Here is a 21,751-nt window from a genome sequence, read left to right as displayed (position 1 = left end):
CGTCAGTTCCGTGATCGCGAGCGGAATCGTGCGCCGAGAGCGGTCAGTGTGCCTGCGACGAGCACCGCGACCCAGAGCAGGTGGGCCGTGGCGGCGACGGAGCGTTGTGTGGTCGTCGAGGTACCGCGCTCGACGACACCGGGCACGCGATACAGCGCCAGGTCCGCGTCCTCGTAGACCTGTTCGACCTGGGCGAGAGTCGACGCCGATGCGCCGACCGGTCCAGGGGTGGTCCGTTCGACGAGGATCCAGCCAACGCCGAGGCGGGCGAGGTCCGCGGGCGCGCCGCCGTGGAGCAGCAGGTTCTCCACTTCTCGTGCGCGGGCGCCTTCACCGGAGACGGTGCGTCCGCGCACCGGGAGTTCGCCCGTCTGCAAGACGTCGTTGGGCAGCATGCGCGGGGCGGGGTCGAGCACGGGAGCCGCGCCGCTGTAGCGGAACTTGCGGAACATTCCGCCCGGCAGCACCGCGACGTCGCCCGGACCGTCCATCCTTGCGGCGACCTGCTGCCAGCCGGCGGGATAGTGCACGGGCCGGACGGCTCCACCGACGCCCCAGGCGAGGTCGTAGAGCGGCAACACCATAAGCGCCACGAATACCGCTGTGACCGTTGCCGTCGTGGCCGGAGACGCCGTCGCGGGCCGGGCGGTCGTCGCGTCCGCGCGGGAAAGACGCCGAGCCGTCACCACGCACCCCGCCGCCGCGCACAACGCGAAAGCGGGCATGGCCAAGGCCGCGTACTTCTGGGTGTCGCGCAGCAGACCCGCGCCGGGAACGTGGGCGACCAGCCATTCCAGTGCGTGCATGCCCCACGTGGTCGCGCCGAGCGCGGGGAATAGGATCGCGATCACGGCGAGCAGCAGCAATGCCCGGCGGACGTGGCGGTTGTCGGGATCGGGGCCGCCGGTGGCGACGGAGCGCACGCCCAGCACGACTATCGCCAGCAGTACCAGCGTGCCGATCGCCGCCAGCGGTGTGGTGCGCGAGTCCGGTACCGCCTCGGCGTTCCAGATCCCGCCGAGACCGGCCAGGCTCCCGAGCGTGCCCAGACCGGGTTCGGCCCGCGCGGCGAAGGCCGCGATACCCGCGGGATCGGATGGCTCCGCGCCCGCGCCGGACAGCGCGGTCGCGGCCAGCCATGGCGCGGAGGCGGCCAGCCAGAGGACGAACGTCGCGGCGAGTTGACGTCGATGGACCAGGGCGAAAGCGGTCACGCCCGCCAGCAGCGCTCCGGTCGGAGTGAGTCCGGCCGCTGCGAGCGATCCGGCCAGGGCCGCCCAGGTGGATGCCGTTCGGACGGTCGCGCGCGGCGCCGCTGTGACGCTGAGCCGATTCGGCCCGCCTTCGCCCGCCGTGCCGGTTGGTACGGAGTTGCGCGGATGTTCGGCTGAATCGGCCGGAGCGGTGTCGTCGGAACGATGGGAGGAGCCGGGCGCGGCTGGTTGCCAGTGGGGCTCGGCTGCCGCTACCCCGCTGGGGTGTCCGGGTGGGTGACGCGTAGCCAGTGGTGGTTCGGCTCGGCCGGTCGACCCGGTGTGCTCACGGCCCTCGGTCGGTGCGACTCCGCTCGCACGATCGGACACGTGGTGCGTAGTCGCCGGCGCTTCCCCTGGGACAGCTGTTTCGGAACGCGGGCCGTTACCGGTGATGTCAGCAGGCGCTTCGCTGGGGTGATCGATTGTGTCCGGGGTGCCCAGCGGATCGCCGTGCGGGGTGGACTCGGTGGTGTCGGCCGAGGCGGGTGTGTTCGAAGGGATCCGTCGGCGTCGCTTCGCAGTGGCCGTACCTCGAAGGCGGTAAGCGGCCAGCGCTGTCCACGGCAACGCCGCATAGCCCGCGAGCAGGCTCCAGTGTCCCTGGAGCAGCCGCTCGGCCACGTACGGATTCCACAACGCGACCGTCGCGGCGACCAGTTGCGGGCCGAGCGACGCGCGCAGCAATTCACGCGCGAGCGTCGCCGCTCCGTACGCCGCGGCCCACAGTGCGACGAGCAGAATCGCCTTGACCACCAGCCCGCCGTCCGCGAACGACGTCAGCGCCGCGAGCAGAGCGTCCTGTGGCACCGCCCGTGGCGCGGCGTCGCCGAGGCCGAGCGCCGCGTCGGTCGGATAGTTGCGCGGCGTGCTCACCGCGTCCCGCAACAACAGATACCCCGGCGCGAGCAACGGCCCCGCGACGAGCAGCGCACCGGCCGCGCTGTATGCCGCGACCACCGCTCGAGTCCGACTGCTCCCGCTCACGCCTGAGCACTGTACGTCCCGGCCACCACCGCCGCCGATCCAGCGGCGTCGGCGCGGAAATGTCACGGCTGAATCCGGGGGGACCGCGGGGGTGCTGTGTACCAGCGCCGTCGCAGCCGGCCGTACTCCGGTATCAGCTGGCGGGCGCACCGTCTGATCTGGGGTGATGTGCTGCCGCGAGGATGACGAGGACCAGGGTGGGTGCTGTGTGGTCGCGAGTCTGTCGAGGCCGAAAACTGTCGGGACGCCGGCGAGCGCATTGCCTGTCCCATGGTCCGGCGGGGCGCGACGGGCGGTGGTCCGTGCGAGTGGGACGATGGGCGGCGTGTCTGCTGTCCGTCGGTTTCCTGTGGTGGCGGATCTGACGTGGGTGACGGCCGGTGCGATGACCGCGAACGTCGCCGGGTATCTGCTGCAACTGCTGGCCGGGCGGTGGCTGGGCGTCACCGGGTACAGCGAGTTCGCGAGTCTGCTCGCCGTCCAGCTGCTGTGCGCGGTGCCCGCGCTGGCGTTGCAGAACGTGGTGGCCAGGGAACTCGTTCGCGGCGCGGGAACGGCGGCGCTGCGCGGGCTGCAGTGGCGCTGCGCGGTGATCGTCGCCCTGGTGGCCGCGGTGCTGGTGCCGCTGGTCGCCGTCACGTTGCATGCCGGAGTGGCCGCCACCGCGGCGGCACTTGGCGCGGCGCCCGCGCTGGTGCTGTTGTCCGGCGAGCAGGGCGTGCTGCAGGGCAGCAAGCGGTTTCGAGCGCTGGGAGTCGTGCTCGGCGCCGCCGGGGTCGCCCGGGTCGCGCCCGCGCTGATAATCCTCGCGCTGGGCGGCGGCGCGACGATCGCGCTGTGGGCCGCCGCATGCGGCATCGCGACGGCGGCAGTGCTGGCCAGGATCGTCGCAGGTGCGCCGTCCGAGCGCGCCCGAAACGAACCCGGCGAGGTCTCCGCGCCCGGAGTGCTGCCGGTCCTGCGGGCCGCCCAAGTGCAGGCGGCGATGATGGCTCTCTCGTCGGCGGACCTGATCGTGGTCCGGATCGTGCTCGACGATGTGGACGCCAGCCGTTACGCCCTCGGCACCATCGCCACGAAGATCGCCTTCTGGCTGCCGCAGGCGGTCGGTGTCGTGCTCTATCCGCGAATGGCGCAGCCGACGCACTCGGCGAGCGCGATCCGGGCCGCGCTGGCGGTGCTCAGCGGCATCGGTCTCGTCGCCGTGCTCGGGGCCGCGCTGGCCGCGCCGCTCGCCCCGCTGCTCGCGGGTGAGGACTACGCCCCGATCCAGGGCCTGCTGTGGTTGTTCGCGTTGCACGGCGCGCTGCTGGCCGTGCTGCAAGGCGCGGTGCTCTCGGCCATCGCCGTCGACCGCACTTCCCTCGCACTGGTCACCTGGCTGGGCCTGGTTGTCGAAGTCACCCTGATGCTGTCGCTGGCCCGCTCGATTCCGGCGCTGATCACCACGGCGGTATCGGTCGCGGCCACCACCACCGTCGTGGTCGCCGTCATGGTCCTGCGCGCGGCCGACCACACGGCGCGCCCCGAACCGCTGCGCCCGGTCGGCTGACCGAAACGAATTCGGCTCCCCCGCCGGAGGGCGGGGGAGCCGAATTCAGGAACGCTCAGCCGGTCAGGGCTGCTTATCGATCCGAATCTGTTCGGTCGGCGCGTCGTCGGCGCCGCGGTTGACGCGCGGGGCCGGGCTGGTCGGAGCCGAACCGCCCGGACGCTGGAACGGGGCCCCGCCCGCCCGCGCGGGCGTCGGAGCCGAGCCGCCGCGAATGCCGAGAACCACACCGACGATCAGCGCGATCACACCGAGGACGCCCAGGATGATCGGCAGGATCCGGCCGTACAGCGACAGCTTGTCGATGTTCTCCTTGGCCACCGAGAGCTGCGACTCGATCGTGTTCTCGTCGAACACCAGGTGCGACTTCAGCGCGGTGACCTCCGGCTTGTCCGCGGTGCGCGAGTAGTAGAGGTGCAGCGCCTCGCCGCCCTTGACGACCGTGCCGGTCTGCGGCTCCACCCACAGGTCACGGGTGTTGGTGTAGTAGCGGGTCATGGTCACCGGGGCATCGCCGCCCTCGACGCCCCACTTGGCGGCGGGCAGGCTCAGCCGGTTGGTCGGCGCCTGCACGACGTCCCAGAGGCTGGTGGCGGGCACCGACATCTGGAAGTGGTAGACCTTCGTGTTGTTGATCTCGGTCTCTTCGATGAAGTTCGCGTCGAAGGTCTTGCGAACGTTGAGATCGAAGTACGGGTAGGTCTTCTTCTCGGTGCCGATCGGGAATCGGTACTGCAGACCGGTGTGCTGCACCGGCTCCGCGATGCTCTGGCCCTCCAGGTTCGCGGTCACCGCGATCGAACCGTTCGGCTGGGTGCTGACGGGCTCACCGGTCACCCGGTCGATGGTCACCCGGTCGACGGTCGCGGTGAGCAGGCCGGTGTCGCCCTGCTTGTCGATGCGCCGCAGCGTCTGGCCCGCCTGCACCGTCATCTGGTGGGCGTCGGCCGGGTCCTCGACGGTGAGGAAGCGCTGCGAGACCAGCGGGACGTTGGTGTCGACCTTCGCCGAGCCTTCCGGAGCGGTCAGCGACTTGGAGTCGAGTACCAGGCTGTCCTCATTCTGCTGGTTCGTCGCGATAGTGGTGATCTCCAAGTCGAGGGGAGTTTTCGCCAGTTTGTCGACGGTGTAGGTCGGGATCATGATTGCGGCGACGATCAGCAACGCGCCGAGACCCACGAGCAGGCAGGCCACCGTCCTTCTGGTACCGGCACTCAGTGCCATGCAAACTCTCCTCGTCGTAGAACACAGGTCGCTCCGGCGAGTACTGCGGGCACGCCGCGGCACTCGTGAGCCCCGACACTAACAGTCCGATGTCGTACCATGCGGCGTCGAGGCCGGAAACGGCCGAGAAATCGCCCGAGTCTAGCGCGAAATCTGAAACGTCGGGTTATCAACTGTGGACCTGCCGAGGCAGACTGGAGCCCGATGACCGCAACCCTGCCCAGCACCGCGCCCGCGACCGAACGGGTGCGCCCCCGCGCGTTCGTGCCTGCCTTGGAAGGCATGCGCGGTATGGCCGCGCTCGGTGTGCTGCTGACCCATGTCGCCTTCCAGACCGGCGCAGCGGGCACGCCGGTCGTCGGACGGGTGTGGGGCCGGTTCGACATGGCGGTGGCGGTGTTCTTCGCACTGTCCGGCTTCCTGCTCTGGCGTCCGCACGCGGCGGCGGCGCGCGGACTCGACACCGCTCCGCCCGTGGGCTACTACCTGCGGCATCGTGCCGCCCGCATCCTGCCCGCGTACTGGGTGGTGGTGTGCGCGGTCCTGGTGCTGCTGCCAAGCGCCGCCGGAACCGCGGGCCTTCGGGTCTGGGTGTCGAACCTGGCGCTGTTGCAGGTATTCGTGCCGCTGACGCTCACCGACGGCCTCACGCAGATGTGGAGCCTCTCGGTGGAGGTGGCCTTCTATCTGGTGCTGCCGTTGCTGGCGTTCGCGCTGGTGCGCCTGCGCGGACCGGCGGCGCGGTGGCGGGTGCCGGTGCTGGTCGCCGTCGCCCTCATCAGTCTCGGCTGGAATTTCATTCCGGTCCCGACACCCGACGCGATCCACGCGGACAACTGGCTGCCCGGATATCTGCCCTGGTTCGCCGCGGGCATGCTCCTCGCGGAGCTCGCCGAACATAGCGTTCGGCTATCACGCTGGTGGAAATTCGGCGGGAATCAGCCCCTGATGTGGGCCGTCGCGGCGGTGGCCTTCCTGCTCGCGGCTACCGATCTGGCCGGTCCGGCGGGTCTGACCCGGGCCGAACCATGGCAGTACGCGGTGAAGATGGGGCTGGGCGCGATCATCGGCTTCGCGCTGCTCGCGCCGCTGGTGCTGCGGGACCCGGACGCGCGCGGGCATCGCTGGCTGGAGTCGCCGGTGGCCGCGACGCTCGGACGCTGGTCCTACGGCATCTTCATCTGGCACCTCGCGGTGCTGTCGATCGTCTTCCCGGTGTTCGGCATCCTGCCCTTCCAGGGCGACTTCGGTTACGTCCTTGTTCTCACGGTCGCCATCACCCTTCCGGTCGCCGCGGCCAGCTATGCGCTGGTGGAGGAGCCGGTGCGGCGCTGGGCTCGCCGCCGGGACCGGGTGCGACGGAGCTCCGAACCCGAGCCCGCGCCCTGATCGGCGGGTCCCGCTGATCGGCGGGTCCCGCTCGAAGTCAGCCGTCGAGTTGCCGGTGGATGTCCATCAGGTGGTGGCGCAGCTCGTGCAGGGTGTGCACCGCCAGCCAGCGCAGGGAGCGATCCGCGGGTTCGGGGTAGGGGAAGCCGAGGGTGCGTTCCCAATCGTCGTCGCCGAGTCGCTCCAGCACGTTGGCGAACAGCAGGGCGGCGTCACGGATCTGGCGGGCCACGTCGGCGGGGTTCTGCTGGGCGTAGCCGTCGTGCTCGACTCGTTCGTCCCGGCCCATCGCGGTGATGGGCGGGTTGTCCGAACGGCGAGCGGCCAGCACGCGTTCGCGCTGGGCCAGCAGCACATCCCGGACGTGACAGGCGTACTCCAGCGGCGACCACACATCGGGCTTGCCGCGATCGCGCAACTTGACGCTGTCGGCGCCGAGCAGGTCGGCGTATTCCACGGCGTGCTCCCGCGCCAGCGACGGCACGTCGGCCGCCGAAGCCAAGTCGTAGACGAAACCGCATTCGGCACAGGTGTTCACGCGTGGTCACGTTAGCAACGGGTGCCGTTGCGGCGCACGGCGAATGGGCGTCTTGTCCAGCGGCGCCGCCGCGCGTTCGCGCGGGCCGAGGTCGCCGGCCGGCGCGCGGGCCGCGGGTCAGTGCTCTCCGGTCGGCGGATCGGTTTCGTCCGGCCGGATCGCGCCGGGCCGATCGGCGTGTTTCGGCCGAGGCAGCGCCGCGATGCCCACCGCGATGATCGCGAGCACCGCGGGCAGCTGCACCAGCACGGAGCCGCCCATATAACGGTCGGGCGAACGCCACGGGCCCGTGGACAGCGCGGCAGCGGACAGCATGGTGCCCATGCCCGCGACGACGACGAGCGCGCGCGGTGTGACAAATCGCGTGAAACGCGTTGCGGCCAAGGCGATCACCGTGGCGGCACCACCCACCGGACCTGCGATCACGGTGGCCGCGCCGGTGAGCCCGATCGCGCCCATCCAGCGACGGCCCCAGGTGCCGGGCACTTCGGTGCTCGAATTCGCCTGGTCGGTAGGCATACCCGCGGCAGGCCGCGCGCGGCGGGGAACGGCCAGCACCGCGAGCGGAAGGAGCAGCAGCAATCCGCCGAAGATGGCGAGGCGATACCACCGGTCGACCGGGAAGGTGAGCGTCACCGGGCCGGTGGCATCGGCAGGCAGCAGCCAGGCTTGCTGCCAGCCATCGACCACCACGGGTTCGAGCACGCGCCCGTCCGCGCTGGTCGCGCGCCATCCGACATTGGTGCTCAGCGGCAGCACGAGCAGGCGGTCACCCGCGTTCGTCGGCGGTGCGGCGGCGGCTTCCGCCCCGGTTCGGTTCAGGCGCAGGCGATCCACGAAGAAGAGGTCGGTCGGACCGACTGCCACGTCGGCCCGGCCTTGCGGCAACGCGAGCTCCGGTGTGTCCGCTTCGTCCGTACACACCCGGGCTGGAACCGGCGCACCGGACCGCAATTCGCCGACGGTGGCGGTGACCGTGGTGCGCAGCGTCCGGCCGCCCGCGTCGATCGTCGGGCCGAGTGCGCACGGCACGGTGATCTCGCGGTCCAGCGCGGCGGCCTCCGGGTAGTCCGGTCCGATGACCGTCACCTCGGCCAGTCCGGGCGGCTGGGTCTGGACGAAACCCAGCGCGGTCTTGTCCAGCACCGGCTGCCAGGTCCGCATGCTCAACTCGATGCGGTCGGTCACCGTGGGATGCAGGGAGATCCGCGTCGGCGCGCCCCGGCCGTCGTCGTCCAGCTCGCGCACCTGCGGGCCGTCGCCGAGGTTGACCGTCACCGAGGTGGGCGCGGCGGGCAGACCGCCGAGCGAGGGAGTCAGTTCGAGGCCGGTCACCAGCGTGGGCTCGGGCAACTCGAGGGTGAGCGTCGGCCTGCCTGCGGTCGGCTCGCGGACCGAGTCCTCCGGTGCGGTCCAGCTCGTGCGCGGATCGCCGTCGGTCGCGGCGAATGCGGCCCCGCGCAGGTCGCCGACGTCGGCCTTGCCCCGGGCCACCGGCCTGGCGTGGTCGGTGAGCAGCGCCTCCAGTGCCGGACCTTGCCGGGTTCGGACGGTCAGTTCCGGGGCGACCGACATCGGTTCCGGGACGGTCAGCGTGCGCTGAAACGCCCCCGGTTCCTCCGGGGCCAAGGCGAGACCTTTACTGCAACGCACCCGGTCGGGCGCGTCGAAACAGGCACTGCGGCCGGGGAATTCCTGACCGAGATCCCATCCCCGCACCGGTGCGCCCGCGGGAGCCGACGGCACCACGGTGCGATGCCTGATGTCGACGCGGACGGGCGCGTTGCGCGTCGAGTAATCGTCCAGCGTGAGTTCGCTGATCCCGAATTGCCCTCCCGAGGAACCGTTCTCGGTGCGAATCGCGGTGATCTTCAGCCACTCGGTGCGGCCTGCGGGGAGCGAAACCGAGACCGGCGCACCGGGTTCGGGCACCCGCACCGAAACGGTGCCGTTCGCGGTGCGCACCTCGATCCATTTGACCGGGTCGCCGATGGCGGCCGAACTGGTGGTCAGGTTCAGTTGCCCGGCCTTGATCGGGTGGTCGAGATCGAGCCGGAGCCATTGGCCGAGGGCGTGCTCGGTGCCGTTGCTGATCCATGCGGTGGACGGATCGCCGTCGACGACGGCCGCGGTGGAACTTCCCGGGGCCGCGCCGCCGAGCTGGGTGGCGTCGGCGGCCGAGCTCGACGCGGTGACAGTGGCGCCCGACCACTCGCCGCGCACCAATTCGGTGCCTGGCACCGGATAGTCGGGGACCAGGTTGAAGGTGCGGCGCGCGTCGTCGGGTGCGCGCAACGCGGAGTTGTGGTTGTCCACCCGGCCGAAATCGGCTTCGCGATCCATCGGCGTATCCGTGACCGTCACCGGGCCGAGCGGCAACCCGGCCTCGGTCGCGTCGGCGGCGAGCAAGGCGGGTGTCCGGGCGAGGCCGGGATCGCGGCGCATCCGCTCGAGCACTTCGGGGCCGCCCTGGATGACCGGGACATCTCCGAGCGGGACGGTGTACGCGCCGGGGAAAGCCTCGGGCGCGCCGGTGCCGCTACGCACTTCCGCGGGTGTCCCGTGGCCCGGCGCGTCCACCCGGTAGATCTCGATCGCCGGGTACGGCGGGCGCAGGTCACCGTCGGCCACCAGGTCGTCGGCGATCACCACCGATTCGATGGGGTTGCCGAACTCGGCCACCTTGTGCAGCCCGGGCGACCCGTCGAGCGCCTGATGGGCCAGCATCGGCCGGGTCGAGCGGGAGGTCTCCGGATCGAGGTCGTTGCGCAGGACGACGACGCCGATCCCTTGGGCGCTCAGCGTCGCGGCCAGTCCGGCCGATGGCCTGCCGTCGGCGATGAGCCGCTGCACCGAATCCATCGCGCGGATGGTGCCGGGCGGGTTCAGCGGCACCGCGTCGCGGATCGCCCACGGCGTTCGGGCCAGCGCTTGCAGTGGTTCGTCGCGCGTGAGTCCCCAGACCTGACTGCCGAAGGGCGCGCCGGGCACCACCAGGGCGCGCGTATCGGCGGCGTTGTGCTCGAGCCAGTCCGCGGTCTGCTGCCAGTACGCGGGTACCCGGTCGTAGGCGCCGCGCGGGGCGAGTTTGCCGGTCCAGGCCAGCGAGGTGGACAGGGCCAGCGCGGTGAGGATCAGCGCCGCGATCGCGACCGCGCGGTCCCGCTCCGGGTGCGCGAAAGCGCTCCGCCAAGACTTCAGCGGTACCGAGGCGGGCAGCGGAACCCGGGCGAGCAGCTGCGCCAGCCCCAGCACGAGCGGGATGCGGATCAACGGCTCCAGCTTGTGCACGTTGCGCAGCGGGGCGCCGCCGGAGTCCAGGAAGACGCGCACCGACTCCGCGAACGGTCCGCTCAGTTCACCGACGAACCCGGCGGTGATGCCGACCAGCCCGACACACAGGATCAGGACGAGCCTGCCGCGATACGGCATGGACCGCAGGGCCAGCCCCGCCATGCCCGCCGCCGCGACCAGCCCGGTGGCCAGCACCGCCGCGGGCTGGGTGACCAGCACCGCGCCCGCGATGCGTTCCGGCGAGACGAACGGCGTCCAGCTGTCGGTGCCGCGCAGCACCTCGCCGAGCGAGGCCCACTGCGTGGTCACGCCCGAGGACTCGATGTAGTCCAGGAACGGCGGACTCACCTTGCCGAGCAGCAGCAACGGCACCGCCCACCAGAAGGTGGCCAGCACCAGCAGCGGGATCCAGGCGGCGGTGAAGCGCCACCAACGCTGGTTGTAGCGAGAGAAGCCCGCTCGGGCGCCGTCGGACGCAGTCCGTCCACGGCCGGTCACAGGCGAAGCAGCCGCCCACCACAGCAGCGCAGGCAAAAAGGCGGCCACGGTCGCGACCGCGTTGACCGAGCCCATCAGAGCCAGCGCCAGCGCACTGCCCGCGGCGGACTCGGCCCCGCCCCGCCGCCGCTCGCGCCCGGCGACGCCGAGCGCGGCGGGCGCGAGCAGCACCCACGGCGCCAGCATCATCGGCAGCGTCTCCGAGGAGATCGACCCGACGGTGGTCAGCACTCGCGGCGACAACGCGAAGGCGAGCGCGGCGACGACGCGTGAGCCGCGCGTGCCGATGCCGAGCGCCTCGCACAGGCGCACGATCCCCCAGAATCCGGCGAGCAGCAGCAGCGCCCACCAGATCCGCTGCGTCACCCAGGCGGGCACGCCCAGCAGATGGCCGAGCGAGAAGAACGCGCCGTGCGGGAAGAAGTAGCCATAGGCCTGGTTCTGCACCTGACCCATCGGCGCCTGGCTGCTCCACAGATGGCTCGCGCGTTCCAGGAAGCCGAGCGGATTCTGCGCCAGGTCGTATTTCGTGTCGGCGACCGTTAGTCCGGGCGCCTGCACGAAGGTCAGCAGGAACGCCACGACGACGGTCGCGGCGAACCAACGTCTGCCCAGCGGCGCGGTGCTGTGCTGCCCCGGCGCCGCGGACGATCCGAGCGAGTCGGCGGGTGAAGCGGAGGTCAGCGGGTCAGCGGCTGCCGTACTCAACGTTGTTCAGCAGCGAGGAGTCCTTGTCGCCGCTGCGATCGATCTCCGGCCGCGAGTTCTGCTGGACCGCCATGGTGATGAGGAAGACGCTGAGCACGCCCAGCACGGCGCCCGCGACGGCACTCGCAACACCCGGGACAGCAAACTTCATCGCGGTACTCCAATACGTCGATGCAGGCACGTTCCCGGCCAACCTAGCAGGGCGTCCGGTATTTGTATGCGTTCAGGCCGCCGAATCTCCGCTGAACGCGCCCCGGCCGACGCTGGAGCGCCCGACGGACTGCCCGGAAAGCGGCCGCGTCAGCGGGCGGGGAGAGCGCAGTGCAGCGCGCCGAGCAGGGTGCGCAGTTTCGCGGTGGTCTCGTCGAGTTCCGCCTGCGGGTCGGAGGCCGCGACGATGCCGCCGCCCGCGTACGCCCGCACCGCGCGACCGTCGGCCGAGAGTTCCGCGCAGCGGATCGCGACCACCCAGACGCCGTCGCCGTCGGCGTCGCACCAGCCGACGGCGCCGCCGTAGAAGCCGCGGTCGTCCTCGAGGTGCGTGATGGTGTCCAGCGCCAGGTCGGTGGGGGTGCCGCAGACCGCGGGTGTTGGGTGCAGCAGCAGCGCCAGGTCCAATGCCGTGATCGTGCTGTCGCGCAGCCGCCCGGTGACGGGTGTCGCCAGATGCCACACCTCATGGGTGCTGATCAGTTCCGGGTTCTCCGGAATCGACAGCTCGGCGCAGACCGGCGCGAGCCGCTCGCGGATCCAGTCGATCACGAAGGCGTGCTCGTCCCGATTCTTGGTGCTCGCCAGCAGTTCCCCGGCCTGAGCGGCGTCGGCTTCCGGATCGGCTCGCCGTGGCGCGGTGCCCGCCAGTGGGCGCAGCGTCACCGTGTCGCCCTGCCGGGCGATCAGCACTTCGGGCGTCGCGCCGACCAGCGTCGCACCGGGGCGTCCGGCGGGGGTGAGATCGACCGCGAAGACGTTCGCGTGCGGATGCCGGGTCAGCAGGTGTCCCGCGACGACTTCCGGGTCGAGCGCGGACTGCGCCTCGGCCAGCACCGACCGCGCCGCGACCACCTTGCGCAGCGGTTGTGCGGGATCGTTGAGCTGCTCGACCAACTTGGTCACCCGCGCCACATGTTCGGCCGGGCTCGGGACCTCGGTCACCACGCGCACCGGCGGCAGCTCGGGCAACGCGGCGGGCCGCCATGGACCAGCGGTGTGCACGGCGCGCTCCGGCACGCTCAGCGCGGCAGGCTCCCGTGGATCGAAGGGCAGCGCGCCGACGACCAGCCGCGCACTGCCGTCCAGCAGCGCCGCCCGCGCTCGTCGCGCGTCGTCGAAGCAGACCCGGGTCCCGTGACCACGAACAACCCCGTCGGCCCGGGCAAGCAGGAACCCATCCATGCCCCCAACGTAACCCCGTCGCCGCGCCCCACAGCGGTGGAGCGATCCATATCTCACGCGAGTGCGATCACGAGTTCTTGCCGGGCGGGACGAGCAGGACCGGGCGGTGACAATGCTTGAGGACGGCGTCCGCGACGCTGCTGTGCAGCAGCGCGCGGATGCCGGTGGCGCCACGGGTGCCTGCCACGATGATGTCGACGTCCAGTTCGTCGGCGCAGTCGACGATGGCGTTCCAGATGGTGGTGGCGCATTCGGCGGTGCGCGCCTCGGCGTTGAGACCCACCAGTTCGGCCAGCCGCACGCCCTCGGCGTTGATGGCGCGCGCGTCGACGTAGGCGATGTCCTCGATCTCGTCGTCCGGCACCCATTCCGGTTGCATCACTCCCGACAGCCCGGACAGGCGAGCCGCTTGCCGCACCATGGGCTCCCAGGCGGTGAGCACGATGGCCCGGTCGGCGGTGAGGAATCGCCCGGCGTATTCGACAGCGCGCTTGGCGTTCTCGGAGCCGTCGTAGGCGATGAGCATCAGATCGCAGGGCACGATGACCTCCTGGAAAGGACGCACGGCGACACCTCGAGATTACCCCTGGAGGCCCGCGTCGAGCGCTTGTTTTCGGGGGTCTACCTGCGGGTTCGCGGCCGCACCCGAGTTGCCTGCTCGGTAGGGACGTAGCGACTGCGGTCGCGCACGTCGCGGCGAGTACGGTTGACCTCTATGCGGAAGACGCCTCTGCTCGTCCTCGCCGTACTCGCCGCGGTCGCGACCGCCTGCTCGAACGGTGGCTCCACCGAGTCGGCCCCATCGAGCACAACCACCACCACCGACGCGACCACCGCCGCGGTCCCCGTCACCAGCTCGGCGCCGCCGGACTGCAACGCGGGATACCTCGCGCAGTTCACCACCCGCCAGAAGCTCGCCCAGTTGCTGACGGTCGGCGTCACCGGTGCGGCCGACGCCACGAACGTGGTGCGAAACGAGCAGATCGGCGGCATCTTCGTGGGCGGCTGGACCGACCAGGCGCTGCTCGCCTCCGGCCAGATCGAGCAGGTGAAGCAGGCTGCCAAGGTGCCGCTGATAGTGACCATCGATGAGGAGGGCGGCCGGGTCTCGCGGGTGCGCGACCTGATCGGCGCGGCGCCCTCGGCGCGGCAGACGGCGCAGACCATGAGCCCCGATGAGTTTTATAGTGCGACGCTGACCAGGGGTCGCGCGCTGAAGAATCTCGGTGTGACGGTGGATTTCGCTCCCGACGTCGACGTCAGTTCCCAGCCGGACGACTCCGTCATCGGCGACCGCTCCTTCTCCGACGACCCGGACGTGGTCACCCGCTACGCGGACGCCTACATCCGCGCCATGCGCGAGGTCGGCGTCGGCACGGTGATGAAGCACTTCCCCGGTCATGGATCCGGTTCGGGCGACTCGCACACAGGCGCGGTGCGCACCCCGCCGCTGGACCAGATGCAGAACACGGACCTGGTGCCGTTCCGCAACCTGATCGGCTCGGGCGCGGCCGTCATGGTCGGTCACCTCGACGTGCCCGGATTGACCACACCCAACGTCCCGGCCAGCATCAGCCCGGAAGCGATGCGTTTGCTGCGCGAGGGCACCGGCTACGGAGCCGCGCCGTTCCAGGGACCGATCTTCACCGACGATCTCGGTGGCATGGCCGCGATCACCAGCCGGATGTCGATCGAGGACGCCGTCGAGGCCGCATTGGTCGCCGGCGCGGACAGCGCCTTGTGGATCACCACCGACGCGGTGCCCCAGGTGCTCGACCGGCTGGAGCAGGCGGTTTCGAGTGGGCGACTGCCGATGGCCCAGGTGGATGCTTCGGTGTTGCGGTTGGCCGCGTACAAAGGTGCGTTGCCGCGCTGCTGAGGCGCGCCGCACGGTCGGGTCGGGCGACTGGTGAGCAAATCGGACCGCCGGAACTTACCTTGGAGTAATATATGAGATTCACCTGTGGTAGGAGTGTGGATGGCGGGCGGTACGAAGCGGCTTCCGCGGGCGGTACGCGAGCAGCAGATGCTCGACGCCGCCGTGGAGGTCTTCTCGCGTAAAGGCTTCCACGACACGTCGATGGACGCGATCGCCGCCGAGGCGAAGATCTCGAAGCCGATGCTGTATCTGTACTACGGCTCCAAGGACGAACTGTTCCGCGCCTGCATCCAGCGCGAGGGGCTGCGGTTCATCGAATCCGTCGCGCCCGCGGGCAACCCGCTGCTCACGCCGCACGAGCAGGTGCGCACCGCGCTGGAGGGCTTCCTCGGCTTCGTCGACCGCAACCGGCGCTCCTGGCAAGTGCTCTACCGGCAGGCCATCGGCCAGCAGGCGTTCGCCTCGGAGATCGAGAACGCGCGCGAACGCGTCATCGAGCTGACTGCAAAACTGCTGGAGTCCAGCGCCAAGCACGCCGAGCCGGGGACGAACTTCGACGTCGTCGCGGTCGCCGTGATCGGCGCGGGCGAGGCCATCGCCGACCGGCTGGCCAGCGGCCGGATCGAGGTCGCCGAGGCCGTCGACCTGCTCGACGATCTGGCCTGGCGCGGTCTCGCCGGCCGGAAGAAAACCGAGTAGCCCGCCCATCGCCCGGATCGGTTGCTTCCGCGCCGCCCCCCTGCCAAAGTGCGTGAGTTCGCACAGCGCGGACCGGCTCGTCCGAAGAGCCGGGGAGAAACGGGGCGGAATTGTTCGGGTTGCTCAGGCCGTGTGCGCACGGCGCTCAGAAGTATGGAATCGATGCGGCCGAATGGCGGGCGCATCTGTGCGGTTTGTGTCTCGGCTTGCGCGACGGGCACGGTCAGCTCGCCCGCGCCACCACCAACAAGGACGCGCTGGTGCTGAGCATGCTCACCGAGGCCCAGTCCGGACCGGCGGCACGCACCACCGCGGCGCCGTGCCCGCTGCGCGGAATGCGCCGCGCGTCGGTGGTCGCCGCGGGCGCGCCCGGCGTCCAGCTCGCCACCACCGCGTCGTTGTTGTTGGCTGCGGCCAAGATTCGCGATCACGTGGACGACGGTGAGGTGGTCGCGCTCGCGCGCGGGCCGCTGGCGAAAGCCGCGACGCGATGGCACCGCGAGGCTCGCGCGGGCGCGGACCGGATCGGTCTGGACGTCGAACCGCTCGTCGCGGCGCTCGCCGCGCAGGCGCGTTTGGAGCAGGAGGCGAAGGAGCTGGTCGCCGTGGGCGGGGCTGGTTTCGCGCCGGAATCCCTTGCCCATTCCTCGCATTGGCGTTCCGCGATGTCGCCGTCGGCCGACCCGATCGACCGGTTGACCGCACCCACTCAGCTGTGCGCGTCGGAGTTCTTCGCCCACACAGCTGTCTTGGCCGACCGCACGGACAACGTCGACGCGCTGCGGGAGGCGGGATGGCAGTTCGGCCGGATCGCGCATCTAGCCGACGCCGTAACCGACTATGACGATGACGCCGCCCACGACCGCTTCAACCCTCTCGCGGCTACTGGAACCAGCCTGTCCGAGGCCTACGACCTGATGCGGCAGTCGAATTCGCGCCTGCGCGCGGCCGTCGCGGCGGCCGAACTCAGCCGGGTTCCCACCGTACGCTGGATGCTGCTCGACCCGCTGACCGCGGTGCTGCGGCGGCTCGGCGGCGGGCTCGGCGCGTTCGCCGCCCACACTTGCTCGGTGTCGCCCGAACGGGCCGACATCCGCGCCCACGCGCACGGAACCCGCCACCGCCCGCCGACCCGCCGCCCTGGCATCGGTGAATCTCTCGCGCTCATCCTGGGCGCTTACTGCACCGGCTACGCGTGCTGCGCCGACCACACGCAACCGTGTACGGGCGAACGCAAGGACGCGTGGATCAAGAACTGCGACTGCGGAGATTGCGGAGATTGCGGCGGGTGTGATTGCAGTTGTTGCGATTGCGGGGATTGCAATTGCTGCGACTGCGGTTGCGACTGCTGATCCGTGCTGGAGCGGCGAGCCGGCCGCTCCCGTGCGAGAGGCACGGCCGACCTCGCTGAAAAGCGCGAAGCCGCATCCTGATTCGTGGGAATCGGGATGCGGCTTCGCGGAACGTTCAGCGCAGGGTCGCCGTCAGGTGCGGGTACCCCTTCTTCGGGTGGAGCAGCGCCAGATCCCAACCGCCTTCGACCTGATCGGCATACAGGTTGACGGCGGAGGGCAGCAGGATCGGCTTGCCGAACTTGACCGAGTACGTGGTCTGCTCCGGAATGCGTCCCTCGACCGCCCCGAGAATCGTCGCCGCCGACCACATGCCGTGGGCGATCGATCGCGAGAAGCCGAACGCCTTGGCGCCCAATGCCGAAGTGTGGATCGGATTGTGGTCACCGGACGCGGCCGCGTACCGGGTGATCGTCTTCTGATCCACCCGCAGGGTGCGCAGCGGCGGCGGCGGAACCTCCTCCGGTTTGGGCTCCGGTTTCGGCCCGCCCGACAGCGAGGTGCGCTGCTGGTGCAGGAACGTGGTGACCTGGTGCCACACCTGCTCCCGGCCCACCTTCACATCGCTGATCGCGTCCACGAGCAGGCCCTTCGGGTGCTCGCGCAGGTTCTCGATGTGGGTGCGGATGTCCAGCGGCTCGCTCACCGAGATCTCGCGGGTGCGCTCGATGACGTTCTGCGCGTGCACCGCGCCCACCGCCACGAACGGGAAGTCCCGCGCCACCACCAGTTGCATCGCCAGCGGGAAGGTGAGGATGAACGGGTAGGTCAGCGGCAGCGCGTCGCCGAACCGCAGCCCGGTCGCGCGGCAGTAGGCGGCCAGATGATCCGGGTCCACCCGCAGCCCGTCGAGCCGGACGGCCCGGTCCGGCAGCGTCGGCTTGCGCGCCGACAGCAGCGGCACCGCGCCGAGCGCCGCCTTGACGAACAGGCGGTTGTTCTTCGGCGGTTCGGTGAGGGCGATCACCTGGGTCTTCTCCTTGCCTGCCGGAGCCTGGGCCATCATGCTCCGATCAGGCTCTGTCCGCAGACCCGCACGACGTTGCCGGTCACCGCGCTCGACGCCGGGCTCGCGAAGTAGGCGATGGTCTCGGCGACGTCGACGGTCTGGCCGCCCTGCAGCAGCGAACTCATCAGCCGGCCCGCTTCCCTGGTGGCCAGCGGGATGGCGGCGGTCATCGCGGTCTCGATGAAACCCGGCGCGACGGCGTTGATGGTGATGTTCTTCTCCGCCAGCTTCGGCGCCTCCGCGTTCACCATGCCGATGACGCCCGCCTTGGACGCGCCGTAGTTGGTCTGCCCGCGGTTACCCGCGATGCCCGCGATCGAGGACACGTCGATCACGCGACCGCCCTCCTTCAGCGCGCCCTTGGCCACCAGCCCCTCGGTGATCCGGTGCGGAGCGGCCAGGTTGACGTTGATGACCGCGTTCCAGCGGCCCTCGTCCATGTTCGCCAGCAGCTTGTCCCGGGTGATGCCCGCGTTGTGCACGACGATATCGATGCCGCCGAAACGTTCGGTGGCGAACTCGGCCAGCTTCTCCGCCGCGTCGGGCGCGGTGACGTCGAGCGCGAGCGCGGTGCCGCCCACCTTGTTCGCGGTCTGCGACAGCGCCTCGCCCGCCGCCGGGATGTCGGCCACGATCACCTGGGCCCCGTCGCGGGCGAACACCTCGGCGATGGTGGCGCCGATGCCGCGCGCGGCGCCGGTCACCACCGCGACCTTGCCGTCCAGCGGGCGGTCCCAGTCGGCGGGCGCGCTCGCGTCGTCCTTGCCGACCCGGATGACCTGGCCGTCGACGAACGCCGACTTGGCCGAGAGCAGGAAGCGCAGGGTCGACTCCAGGCCGGTCGCCGCCGCGGACGCCTCCGGGTGCAAATAGACCAGCTGGGCGGTCGAGCCGCGCAGCAGTTCCTTGGCCACCGAGCGGGTGAAGCCCTCCAGTGCGCGCTGCGCGATCTGCTCGTCGATGCCGGAAGCCAGCTCGGGAGTGGTGCCGATGACCACGATGCGTCCGGAGGAGGTGAGGCTGCGCAGGGCGGGCTGGAAGAACTCGAACAGTTGCGAGAGGTCCTCGATGGTGCCGACGCCGGTGGCGTCGAATACCAGGGCGCCGTACTTGGTGCCCTGGCTCAGCGCGTCGGCGAAGGTGTAGTCCGACAGCAGGGCGCGCACCGGCTCGGCGACGCGGCCCTTGCCGCCGATCAGCACCGGCCCGGACAGCGGCGGCTCGCCTTTGACGTAGCGGCGCAGCTTCTCCGGCTTCGGAAGGCCGAGCTTGCCGGCCAGGAACGCGCCAGGCGCGGAGTGTACGAACGATCCATAGAGGTTGGGAGCACCCTTGCTCTTGCTGGCTGCCACTATTCCTACCTTTTCTGAGTTCTGGCTCTCGGGTCTGGGGTATCGCCCCGGCGTGGTCTGCTGGCGCACTTTTGCGGGGGTATGTGTCGACATTAAACTTACTCCAGAGTAAGTTTAATGTAAACAACCGCGACGGGGCGCCGAGCAGCGCGGAGATATCCGTGCTCCACCGGGCCGCCGGGACACCCATCCACGAGACCTTGGAGACTCGAGTGACTAGCAAAGCCCGTTCGGCGAAGAGTGCCGCCAAGACCGGTAGGACCACCCGCCCGGTCGCGATCGTCGGTGGCAACCGGATTCCGTTCGCTCGCTCCGACAAGGCGTACGCGCACGCCTCCAACCAGGACATGTTCACCGCCGCGCTGGACGGGCTGGTCAGCCGTTTCGGCCTGCAGGGCGAGCGACTCGGCATGGTCGTCGGCGGCGCCGTGCTCAAGCGGGTCGGCGAGCACGGCCTGATCCGGGAGAGCGTGCTCGGCAGCAAGCTCAGCCCCTACACCCCGGCGCACGACCTGCAGCTGGCCTGCGGCACCGGCCTGCAGGCGATCGTCACCGTCGGCGACGCGATCGCCGCGGGCCGGATCGAAGCAGGCGTCGGCGGCGGTACCGATACCACCTCCGACGCCCCGATCGGCGTCAGCGAGGGCATGCGCGAGTGGATGCTCGACGCCAACCGCGCCAAGACCAACAAAGACCGCCTCAAGCTGGTCGGCCAGCTGCGCCCGAGCATGCTCGGCATCGAGATCCCGCGCAACGCCGAGCCGCGCACCGGGCTGTCCATGGGCGAGCACGCCGCCATCACCGCCAAGGAATTCGGCATCCCGCGCGAGGCGCAGGACGAGCTGGCCTATCTGTCGCACAAGAACATGGCGGCCGCCTACGACCGCGGTTTCTTCGATGACCTGATCACGCCGTTCCTCGGCCTGACCCGCGACGACAACCTGCGGCCGAATTCCTCGATCGAGAAGCTGGCGACGCTGAAGCCGGTCTTCGGCGTCAAAGCCGGTGACGCGACCATGACCGCGGGCAACTCCACCCCGCTCACCGACGGCGCCTCCGCGGTGCTGCTGTCCAGCGAGGAGTGGGCCGCCGAGCGCAAGCTGCCCGTACTGGCGCACCTGGTGGACAGCGAGGTCGCCGCGGTCGACTACATCCACGGTCCCGACGGCCTGCTGATGGCCCCGACCTACGCGGTGCCGCGCCTGCTCGCCCGCAACGGCCTGACCCTGCAGGACTTCGACTACTACGAGATCCACGAGGCGTTCGCCTCGGTGGTGCTGGCCACCCTGACCGCGTGGGAGTCCGACGCCTACTGCAAGGAGCGCCTCGGCCTCGACGGCGCGCTGGGCTCGATCGATCGCAGCAAGCTGAACGTCAACGGATCGTCGCTGGCCGCGGGTCACCCGTTCGCCGCGACCGGCGGCCGTATCGTCGCCGCCACCGCGAAGCAGCTGGCCGAGAAGGGCTCCGGCCGCGCGCTGATCTCCATCTGCGCCGCGGGTGGCCAGGGCGTCGTGGCGATCCTCGAGCGCTGACCGATCGCACACCGCGAGGTGGTCCGACCGGAATTCCGGTCGGACCACCTGCGCCCTACTCGCCGGGCAGCTCGAGGTGCCCGCCGAACGCTTTACGCATCGCCGAGAGCACTTTGTCCGCGTACACCGCTTCGCCCCGCGAGGAGAATCGCGCGAACAAAGCCGAAGCCAGCACAGGGACGGGCACGCCGGTGTCGATGGCGGCATCGACCGTCCAGCGACCCTCGCCGGAATCGGATACCCGGCCGCTGTAGGAATCCAGGCTCGGGTCCGCGTGCAGCGCGGCCGCGGTGAGGTCCAGCAGCCAGGACGCGACCACCGACCCCCGCCGCCACACCTCGGTGATCTCGGGGATGTCCAGGTCGTACCGGTAGTACTCGGGATGTTCCAGGGGCGTCTCCTCCGCGGAGAACTCGCCCGTGTGCTCGGCGCCGTAGTTGGCCCGGCGCAGGACGTTCAGCCCTTCCGCGTAGGCGGCCATCGCCCCGTACTCGATGCCGTTGTGCACCATTTTCACGAAGTGGCCCGCCCCTACCGGTCCGCAGTGCAGATAACCCAGCTCGGCCGTGGACGGCTCGCCGCCGCGTCCCGGCGTCCGCTCCGCCGCCCCGAGGCCCGGCGCGATGGATTTCAGCAGTGGGTCCAGGTGCTTCACCGGCTCGGATTCGCCGCCGATCATCAGGCAGAAGCCGCGAGTCCGCCCGAAAACCCCGCCCGAAGTGCCGATGTCCACGTAGTGGATGCCCTTGGGCCGCAAGCGCTCGGCGCGCACGAGGTCCTCGTGGTAGCGGCTGTTGCCGCCGTCGATGACGATGTCGCCCGGTTCGAGCAGCTCGGCGACCTGCTCGATCACCGCACCGGTGGCCCCGGCGGGGATCATCACCCACACCACGCGCGGCGTCTCCAGCATGCCGACGAACTCGGTGAGGTCGGTGCTGCCCCGGAAGCCGTCCCCGAGCTCGGCGCGCAGTTCGTCGATGTGCGCGGAGCGACGTTCGTATCCGACGGCGGTGTGTCCGTCCCCGACGATGCGGCGCACGATGTTTGCGCCCATCCGGCCGAGGCCGATCATTCCCAGCTGCATGCC

16 protein-coding genes are annotated in these 21,751 nt (G+C 70.5%); 6 read left to right on the top strand and 10 right to left on the bottom strand.

Going from position 1 to position 21,751, the window contains the following annotated elements:
• Positions 1–2 precede the first annotated feature (2 nt).
• Positions 3–2,240, bottom strand: coding sequence for a hypothetical protein (locus AB0L97_RS02285; RefSeq protein WP_364424765.1), 2,238 nt, complete (start codon positions 2,238–2,240; stop codon positions 3–5).
• A gap of 316 nt (positions 2,241–2,556) precedes the next feature.
• On the opposite strand from AB0L97_RS02285, the gene AB0L97_RS02280 reads away from it, so the two are divergent.
• Positions 2,557–3,792, top strand: a complete 1,236-nt coding sequence (locus AB0L97_RS02280) for a polysaccharide biosynthesis protein (RefSeq protein WP_355071355.1) — start codon at positions 2,557–2,559, stop codon at positions 3,790–3,792.
• A 63-nt stretch (positions 3,793–3,855) separates the two neighbouring features.
• On the opposite strand, the gene AB0L97_RS02275 is transcribed toward AB0L97_RS02280, so the two are convergent.
• Positions 3,856–5,016 carry a DUF3068 domain-containing protein gene (locus AB0L97_RS02275; protein ID WP_355071356.1) on the bottom strand — a complete coding sequence of 387 codons (1,161 nt, stop codon included), beginning with the start codon at positions 5,014–5,016 and terminating at the stop codon, positions 3,856–3,858.
• Positions 5,017–5,220: 204 nt separating this feature from the next.
• Between AB0L97_RS02275 and AB0L97_RS02270 the strand changes: the two genes are divergently transcribed.
• Positions 5,221–6,405 (top strand): acyltransferase, encoded by a 1,185-nt coding sequence (locus AB0L97_RS02270; RefSeq protein ID WP_355071358.1) that lies wholly within the window; start codon positions 5,221–5,223, stop codon positions 6,403–6,405.
• A 37-nt stretch (positions 6,406–6,442) separates the two neighbouring features.
• On the opposite strand, the gene AB0L97_RS02265 is transcribed toward AB0L97_RS02270, so the two are convergent.
• The 5 genes from AB0L97_RS02265 to AB0L97_RS02245 form a co-directional block, all read right to left on the bottom strand.
• A complete protein-coding gene (locus AB0L97_RS02265) occupies positions 6,443–6,889 on the bottom strand; it encodes a DinB family protein (protein ID WP_364424872.1) in 447 nt (148 codons plus the stop codon).
• Between the two features lie 171 nt (positions 6,890–7,060).
• On the bottom strand, positions 7,061–11,350 hold the full coding sequence (locus tag AB0L97_RS02260; RefSeq protein WP_364424871.1) for an alpha-(1->3)-arabinofuranosyltransferase: 4,290 nt from the start codon (positions 11,348–11,350) through the stop codon (positions 7,061–7,063).
• Between the two features lie 73 nt (positions 11,351–11,423).
• Positions 11,424–11,594, bottom strand: a complete 171-nt coding sequence (locus AB0L97_RS02255) for a DUF2613 domain-containing protein (RefSeq protein WP_083880942.1) — start codon at positions 11,592–11,594, stop codon at positions 11,424–11,426.
• A gap of 149 nt (positions 11,595–11,743) precedes the next feature.
• The gene (locus AB0L97_RS02250; protein WP_364424764.1) at positions 11,744–12,838 is read right to left on the bottom strand and encodes an isochorismate synthase; all 1,095 of its coding nucleotides are present in this window, start codon (positions 12,836–12,838) and stop codon (positions 11,744–11,746) included.
• Positions 12,839–12,905: 67 nt separating this feature from the next.
• Positions 12,906–13,379, bottom strand: a complete 474-nt coding sequence (locus AB0L97_RS02245) for a universal stress protein (protein ID WP_364424870.1) — start codon at positions 13,377–13,379, stop codon at positions 12,906–12,908.
• 174 nt (positions 13,380–13,553) lie between these two features.
• On the opposite strand from AB0L97_RS02245, the gene AB0L97_RS02240 reads away from it, so the two are divergent.
• The 3 genes from AB0L97_RS02240 (at position 13,554) to AB0L97_RS02230 (ending at position 16,768) form a co-directional block, all read left to right on the top strand.
• Positions 13,554–14,717, top strand: coding sequence for a glycoside hydrolase family 3 N-terminal domain-containing protein (locus tag AB0L97_RS02240; RefSeq protein WP_355071361.1), 1,164 nt, complete (start codon positions 13,554–13,556; stop codon positions 14,715–14,717).
• Between the two features lie 99 nt (positions 14,718–14,816).
• Entirely contained in the window at positions 14,817–15,416 is a 600-nt protein-coding gene (locus AB0L97_RS02235; RefSeq protein ID WP_040870930.1) for a TetR/AcrR family transcriptional regulator, read from the top strand.
• A gap of 110 nt (positions 15,417–15,526) precedes the next feature.
• Positions 15,527–16,768, top strand: coding sequence for a DUF5685 family protein (locus tag AB0L97_RS02230; protein ID WP_364424763.1), 1,242 nt, complete (start codon positions 15,527–15,529; stop codon positions 16,766–16,768).
• A 115-nt stretch (positions 16,769–16,883) separates the two neighbouring features.
• On the opposite strand, the gene AB0L97_RS02225 is transcribed toward AB0L97_RS02230, so the two are convergent.
• Both AB0L97_RS02225 and AB0L97_RS02220 read right to left on the bottom strand, forming a co-directional pair.
• Positions 16,884–17,774, bottom strand: coding sequence for a MaoC/PaaZ C-terminal domain-containing protein (locus tag AB0L97_RS02225; RefSeq protein WP_355071364.1), 891 nt, complete (start codon positions 17,772–17,774; stop codon positions 16,884–16,886).
• Positions 17,771–19,129 (bottom strand): 3-oxoacyl-ACP reductase, encoded by a 1,359-nt coding sequence (locus AB0L97_RS02220; protein WP_355071365.1) that lies wholly within the window; start codon positions 19,127–19,129, stop codon positions 17,771–17,773. Before AB0L97_RS02220 ends, AB0L97_RS02225 begins: the two co-directional genes overlap by 4 nt.
• A 212-nt stretch (positions 19,130–19,341) precedes the next feature.
• On the opposite strand from AB0L97_RS02220, the gene AB0L97_RS02215 reads away from it, so the two are divergent.
• Entirely contained in the window at positions 19,342–20,664 is a 1,323-nt protein-coding gene (locus AB0L97_RS02215) for an acetyl-CoA C-acetyltransferase (RefSeq protein ID WP_355071367.1), read from the top strand.
• A 55-nt stretch (positions 20,665–20,719) separates the two neighbouring features.
• Here the strand turns inward: AB0L97_RS02215 and gnd are convergent, their stop codons facing one another.
• Positions 20,720–21,748: a phosphogluconate dehydrogenase (NAD(+)-dependent, decarboxylating) gene (gene gnd, locus AB0L97_RS02210; protein ID WP_355071369.1), complete on the bottom strand. Its 1,029-nt coding sequence runs from the start codon at positions 21,746–21,748 to the stop codon at positions 20,720–20,722.
• Between the last annotated feature and the right edge of the window lie 3 nt (positions 21,749–21,751).

It is taken from the genome of Nocardia sp. NPDC051911 (genome assembly GCF_040681035.1).
In the GTDB taxonomy this organism is placed as follows: Bacteria; Actinomycetota; Actinomycetes; order Mycobacteriales; family Mycobacteriaceae; genus Nocardia; species Nocardia sichangensis.
The sequence above is the reverse complement of the archived record's forward strand: the minus strand, read 5'-3'. Positions and strand labels throughout refer to the sequence as shown.

Coding starts and splice junctions, on each gene's coding strand:
- AB0L97_RS02280 (WP_355071355.1), top strand. CDS start 2,557: ATGGGCGGCGTGTCTGCTGTCCGTCGGTTTCCTGTGGTGGCGGATCTG.
- AB0L97_RS02275 (WP_355071356.1), bottom strand. CDS start 5,016: ATGGCACTGAGTGCCGGTACCAGAAGGACGGTGGCCTGCCTGCTCGTG.
- AB0L97_RS02270 (WP_355071358.1), top strand. CDS start 5,221: ATGACCGCAACCCTGCCCAGCACCGCGCCCGCGACCGAACGGGTGCGC.
- AB0L97_RS02255 (WP_083880942.1), bottom strand. CDS start 11,594: ATGAAGTTTGCTGTCCCGGGTGTTGCGAGTGCCGTCGCGGGCGCCGTG.
- AB0L97_RS02250 (WP_364424764.1), bottom strand. CDS start 12,838: ATGGATGGGTTCCTGCTTGCCCGGGCCGACGGGGTTGTTCGTGGTCAC.
- AB0L97_RS02240 (WP_355071361.1), top strand. CDS start 13,554: ATGCGGAAGACGCCTCTGCTCGTCCTCGCCGTACTCGCCGCGGTCGCG.
- AB0L97_RS02235 (WP_040870930.1), top strand. CDS start 14,817: ATGGCGGGCGGTACGAAGCGGCTTCCGCGGGCGGTACGCGAGCAGCAG.
- AB0L97_RS02225 (WP_355071364.1), bottom strand. CDS start 17,774: ATGATGGCCCAGGCTCCGGCAGGCAAGGAGAAGACCCAGGTGATCGCC.
- gnd (WP_355071369.1), bottom strand. CDS start 21,748: ATGCAGCTGGGAATGATCGGCCTCGGCCGGATGGGCGCAAACATCGTG.